This window comes from Muricoccus vinaceus (assembly GCF_042433125.1).
In the GTDB taxonomy this organism is placed as follows: Bacteria; Pseudomonadota; Alphaproteobacteria; order Acetobacterales; family Acetobacteraceae; genus Roseomonas; species Roseomonas vinacea.
Map to the genome: position 1 here is coordinate 1 of NZ_JBHLVZ010000079.1, position 4,621 is coordinate 4,621.

Sequence of the window (4,621 nt, forward strand, 5' to 3'; positions counted from 1 at the left end):
CATCAGGGCACCTCGCTCCCGCAGGAGCTTATCTGAAGTCTCCACCAACACGGGGGAGGGTCAGAGAGGCGTGGCTTGGGGCCACGCTCGCCGGACCGGCCCAACAGCCCGGCAAGGCCTTCGGCTTTGTCCGGCGAACCCCTTGGTTCGACGTGGCGATGCACCCAGTCCCGCAGCGTCTGACGGTCCATGCCTGCGGTCCGCGCCGCCTCCGTGCGCGATGCCCCGTCCAGCACCCTTGCCAAGGCCAACATCCGACGTGCAGCCGAGCCATTGCGCGAGCGTCCCGCCGCGCGCCGCAGCCCTGCCGCATCCAGATCCCTCCGCGTGACCGCCACCGCACCAGCCACGTCGCCCTCCCACCGTTGTCGGCAGGAAAAGCGAATCACCTCACGCGACACGACCGAACCCCAAGAGAGTCAGAAATCACCGCCGGGCTTATAACCTGCCGCTTGGTCGCTGGAACACGCCTGCCAGCTTGGGGATTGCCGCCGCAAAGGCACTGCTCATTGCATATTCGTTCATGAACCTGCGAAAGCCCGATCCACTCCTGCAGCTGGCATGCGGCGCTGCCCTTCTGTGGGTCGCATTCATGTTCACGTTGACCTTCGTGGATCTGGCTAGTCGCTCCGAGGTATCCATCCGCCGAGTGCCGCCTGTTTTGAGGGGTGATGTTTGCTGACCTTAGTGACGCGCGTAAGGGCGACGCTAAGGACGGGGGCGGGATGGAGATCATCACCGGGGTGGAGCGACGTCGTCGCTGGCGCGCCGAGGAAAAGTTGCGCGTACTGGCCGAGGCGGCGCAGCCTGGGGCGCGGACGTCGGAGGTGGCCCGGCGGCACGACATCAGCGGCGGCTTGCTATGGTACTGGCGGCGTCAGCTGCGGCAGGGGCGTCTTTCGGTGACCGATCCTCGAGAGCCGGTGTTCCTGCCCCTGCAGGTGAGCGACGCGGTGCCGCCCGGGCCTGGTGCGTCTGCGGGGGCGACGGATCCGCGGATCGAGATCGCGCTGCCCGATGGCACGCTTGTTCGAGTGGGAGCTGACGTGGACGCGGCGGCGCTGCGCCGCGTGTTGTCGGTGCTGCGGCGGTGATCCCGGTTCCCTCCGGTGTGGGGGTCTGGCTGGCGGCGGGCCACACGGTGTATGCGCCGGGGCATGAATGGGTTGGCGCTGCAGGTGCAGGAGGCGCTCGGGCGTGATCCGCACGCGGGCGACCTCTACGTGTTCCGCGGCAAACGCGGCGACCTGCTCAAGATCCTGTGGCACGATGGGCTCGGCATGTCGCTCTATGCCAAGAGGCTGGAGCGGGGACGCTTCCTGTGGCCCGCGCCTGCGGATGGCGCCGTGGCCATCTCGTCGGCGCAATTGGCCTACATGCTGGACGGGATCGACTGGCGGAACCCGCAGCACACCTACCGGCCACAGGTCGCGGGTTGAGCCTGCCAGGGGCGGGTGTGATTGTGCTGGCGGCCCGTCCCCTCGTCTGATTCACTCCCTCCATGACGGCCGCGCCGGACCCTGTCGACGATGTCGGGGCGCTCCGCGCGGCCCTTGCCGCGGAGCGCGAGGCCCGCCTCGCGGCCGAGGCTCGTGCGACCGGCGCCGAGGCGATGATCGCGCACCTCAAGCTGGTCATCGCCAAGCTGCGCCACGACAAATTCGGCGCCTCCTCCGAGCGCGGCCGCAAGCTCATCGACCAGCTGGAGCTGGAACTCGGCGACCTGATTGCGACGGTCGCCGAGGACGCGACCCGGGCGGAGGGCCAGGGTGGCGACCGACCTGACGTACCGCCCCGCAAGCCGGTCCGGGGTCCTCTGCCCGCTCACCTTCCGCGCGAGCGGGTGGTGATCCCGTCGCCCGCCGCCTGCCCTTGCTGCGGGGGCAAGCTGTCCAAGCTGGGCGAGGACACACCGAGATCCTGGAGGCGGTGCCTCGCAGCTGGAAAGTGGTCCAGACCGTGCGGAAGCGGTTCTCGTGCCGGACCTGCGAGACCATCACCCAGCCGCCGGCGCAATTCCACCCCATCGCCCGCGGGCGCGCCGGGCCGAACCTGCTGGCCATGGTACTGGAGGCCAAGTACGGCCAGCACCTGCCGCTCAACCGGCAGAGCGAGACCTACGCTCGCGAGGGAGTGGAGCTGAGCGTCTCCACCCTGGCCGACTGGGTCGGCACTGCGGCCGCAGTCCTCTCGCCGCTCCACGCCCTTACCGCGGCCCACGTCCTGGGCGCCGAGCGCCTGCACGGGGATGATACCACCGTGCCCCTGCTCGCCCGCGGCAAGACGGTCACGGCCCGGCTCTGGACCTATGTTCGGGACGACCGGCCCTTTGCCGGACCGGCCCCGCCGGCCGCCTTGTTCCAGTTCTCACGCGACCGCACGGCCGAGCACCCGAGGCGCCATCTGGCCTCCTACGCGGGGATCCTACAGGCCGACGCCTATGCCGGGTTCGGCGAGCTCTACCGCCCCGGCCGCCAGCCGGGCCCCATCACCGAGGCCGCCTGTTGGGCGCATCCATGGACCGCCCCCTGGGCGCAAGGGCATTCTCGTCGTCTACGCTACCCGAGGTCGTGTGCAGCCATCCATTCGGCCTTGCGTCGCGGCACGTCGGCCGCAGGCCCTGATGTGAGTATTCGCAGCTCCGCGCCCTATCACTTTTGCGGCCTCGAAGGCCGATGCGCCCAGCGGGGTTGGCGGAGCTCGGTACGACCGGGTGAGCCATCAACGGCGTTTCTGCCCACGCACTCCTCTCGGGAGGGGACCGGGATGCCGCGCCTTACGCGGCGGCGGCGCTCCGGCTCCCCCTGGCCTCGAACGCCCGTCCCCGCGCGAGCAGCGCCCAGGCCGTCCGTGCCGTCTTGTTGGCGATCGCGACCGCGACGACGTTCGTCGGCCGACGTGCCATCATCCCTGCGAGCCAGGACCAACTCTCCCGATGCCAGCGGGTGATGGATCGCGCGCCGTGGATCAGGAGGGTCCGGATGTATCCATCTCCTCGCTTGCTGATCCGGCCGAGCCGCTCCTTCTCGCCGCTCGAGTTTTGCCGCAGCACGAGCCCGAGCCAGGCCGCGAAGTGCCGTCCGGAGCGGAACCGGGCTGGATCACCCATCGCCAGGACGAGGGCCGTCGCGGAGATCGTGCCCACCCCAGGTATCGCCATCAGGCGGCGGCACTCCTCCGACGACTTGGCCCAGCTGTCGAGCGTTCGGTCGATCCCGGCCACGCGCACGGCGACCTCGCGGATCTGTTCAAGGATGATGACGAGCATGGCGCGGGCCGCATCGGGCAGGGTCGCGCTGTCAGTCTCCTCCACCAGGTCGGCGAGCTGGCGGATGTTGCGCGTCCCGCGCGAAGCGACGAGGCCGAACTCGGCGAGGTGCCCCCGGAGCGCATTGATAAGCTGGGTGCGCTGACGCAGGAGGAGCGCCCGTGTTCGGTGGATCATCATCGCCGCCTGCTGCTCGGCCGACTTCACCGGCACGAACCGCATGCTCGGACGGAGGACGGCCTCTGAAATCGCCTCCGCATCGGCCGCATCGTTCTTGTTCGTCTTGACGAAGGGCCGCACGAACTGCGGCGGGATCAGCCGCACCTCATGGCCGAGTGCGATCAGTTCCCGGGCCCCGTAATGGCCGCTCGGGCAGGCCTCGATCCCCACGACGCAGGGGCTGAGCCGGGCGAAGAACCCGAGGACCTCCGCCCGTCGCAGCCGCCGGCGCAGGACGGCGCGCCCGGAGGCGTCAGCGCCGTGTGCCTGGAACACGCTCTTGGCGATGTCGAGGCCGATGACATGGGGTGCGACAGGGTTTGGCATGGCTCTCCTCCTCGGGCTGCCCACCCAGCTTAGCCGCAAGAGCGCGGCTGGGAGGGGGCGGTCCATGCCATCACTTCCGCCGAAAGACGTTCGAGCTGGTCGAGGTCGCCCGCGCCCCGCTCGCCGCCGAGGCGGTGCGGCGCATCGACCGCGTGTTCGACGCCGAGCGCGAGGTGAATGGCCGCCCCGCCGCGGAGCGCCTGGTCCATCGCACCGCCGTCGTGGCCTCGCTGATCGCCGACCTCCACGCGTGGATGCTCGAGACCAGGGGCAGGCTGTCGCGCCACAACGACCTCGCCGAGGCGATGGACTACGCCCTCAAGCGCTGGGAGGCATTCACCGGGTTCCTCGACGACGGCCGGATCTGCCTCACGAACAACGCCGCCGAGCGGGCGCTCCGCGGCGTCGCCCTTGGCCGCAAGGCCTGGCTGTTCGCGGCCTCCGACCGCGGCGACGAGCGCGCTGCCGCCATGTACTCCCTCATCACCACGACCAAGCTCAACGACGTCGACCCGCGTGCCTGGCTCGCCGACGTGCTCGCCCGCATCGCCGACCACCCCGCCTCCAAGCTCGATCAGCTCCTGCCGTGGAACTGGGAGCCCAAGGCGACAGCGCTCCCAACCGCCGCCTGATCGTCAACCGTGGCCCTCACCGGATGGGTACGCTCCGAGCCTTTCCAAGCCGGAACTGTCGTACCAAGAGGAGCTTTGCCGACCGAAGAGAAGGGAACATGATCGTTTGGAGCACTCTTCAACGGCGAACCCCCACATGCTGTTTATGAGCATGTGGGGGTTTATGTTGTGTACG

Annotated in this window: 4 protein-coding genes and 3 pseudogenes; 5 read left to right on the top strand and 2 right to left on the bottom strand. The window is 69.4% G+C overall.

Translation table 11 applies throughout. The features are described from left to right. Nucleotides 1-62: 62 nt before the first annotated feature. Nucleotides 63-338: pseudogene (locus tag ACFFIC_RS21705) on the bottom strand (helix-turn-helix domain-containing protein); the annotation flags it as partial. 107 nt (nucleotides 339-445) lie between these two features. Between ACFFIC_RS21705 and ACFFIC_RS21710 the strand changes: the two are divergent. The 4 genes and pseudogenes from ACFFIC_RS21710 to tnpC all read left to right on the top strand — a co-directional run. Continuing rightward, nucleotides 446-682 (top strand): cytochrome C oxidase subunit IV family protein, encoded by a 237-nt coding sequence (locus ACFFIC_RS21710; protein ID WP_377054255.1) that lies wholly within the window; start codon nucleotides 446-448, stop codon nucleotides 680-682. A 43-nt stretch (nucleotides 683-725) separates the two neighbouring features. Then, nucleotides 726-1,094 (top strand): IS66-like element accessory protein TnpA, encoded by a 369-nt coding sequence (tnpA, locus tag ACFFIC_RS21715; RefSeq protein ID WP_377054249.1) that lies wholly within the window; start codon nucleotides 726-728, stop codon nucleotides 1,092-1,094. A 72-nt stretch (nucleotides 1,095-1,166) separates the two neighbouring features. Next, nucleotides 1,167-1,439: an IS66 family insertion sequence element accessory protein TnpB gene (gene tnpB / locus ACFFIC_RS21720; protein WP_377054251.1), complete on the top strand. Its 273-nt coding sequence runs from the start codon at nucleotides 1,167-1,169 to the stop codon at nucleotides 1,437-1,439. A 62-nt stretch (nucleotides 1,440-1,501) separates the two neighbouring features. Next, nucleotides 1,502-2,514: pseudogene (gene tnpC, locus ACFFIC_RS21725) on the top strand (IS66 family transposase); the annotation flags it as partial. Between the two features lie 262 nt (nucleotides 2,515-2,776). Here the strand turns inward: tnpC and ACFFIC_RS21730 are convergent. Next, the gene (locus tag ACFFIC_RS21730) at nucleotides 2,777-3,814 is read right to left on the bottom strand and encodes an IS110 family RNA-guided transposase (protein ID WP_377054253.1); all 1,038 of its coding nucleotides are present in this window, start codon (nucleotides 3,812-3,814) and stop codon (nucleotides 2,777-2,779) included. 71 nt (nucleotides 3,815-3,885) lie between these two features. On the opposite strand from ACFFIC_RS21730, the pseudogene ACFFIC_RS21735 reads away from it, so the two are divergent. Further along, nucleotides 3,886-4,446 (top strand): annotated as a pseudogene (locus ACFFIC_RS21735) (IS66 family transposase); the annotation flags it as partial. Nucleotides 4,447-4,621 lie beyond the last annotated feature (175 nt).

Coding starts and splice junctions, on each gene's coding strand:
- tnpA (WP_377054249.1), top strand. CDS start 726: ATGGAGATCATCACCGGGGTGGAGCGACGTCGTCGCTGGCGCGCCGAG.
- ACFFIC_RS21730 (WP_377054253.1), bottom strand. CDS start 3,814: ATGCCAAACCCTGTCGCACCCCATGTCATCGGCCTCGACATCGCCAAG.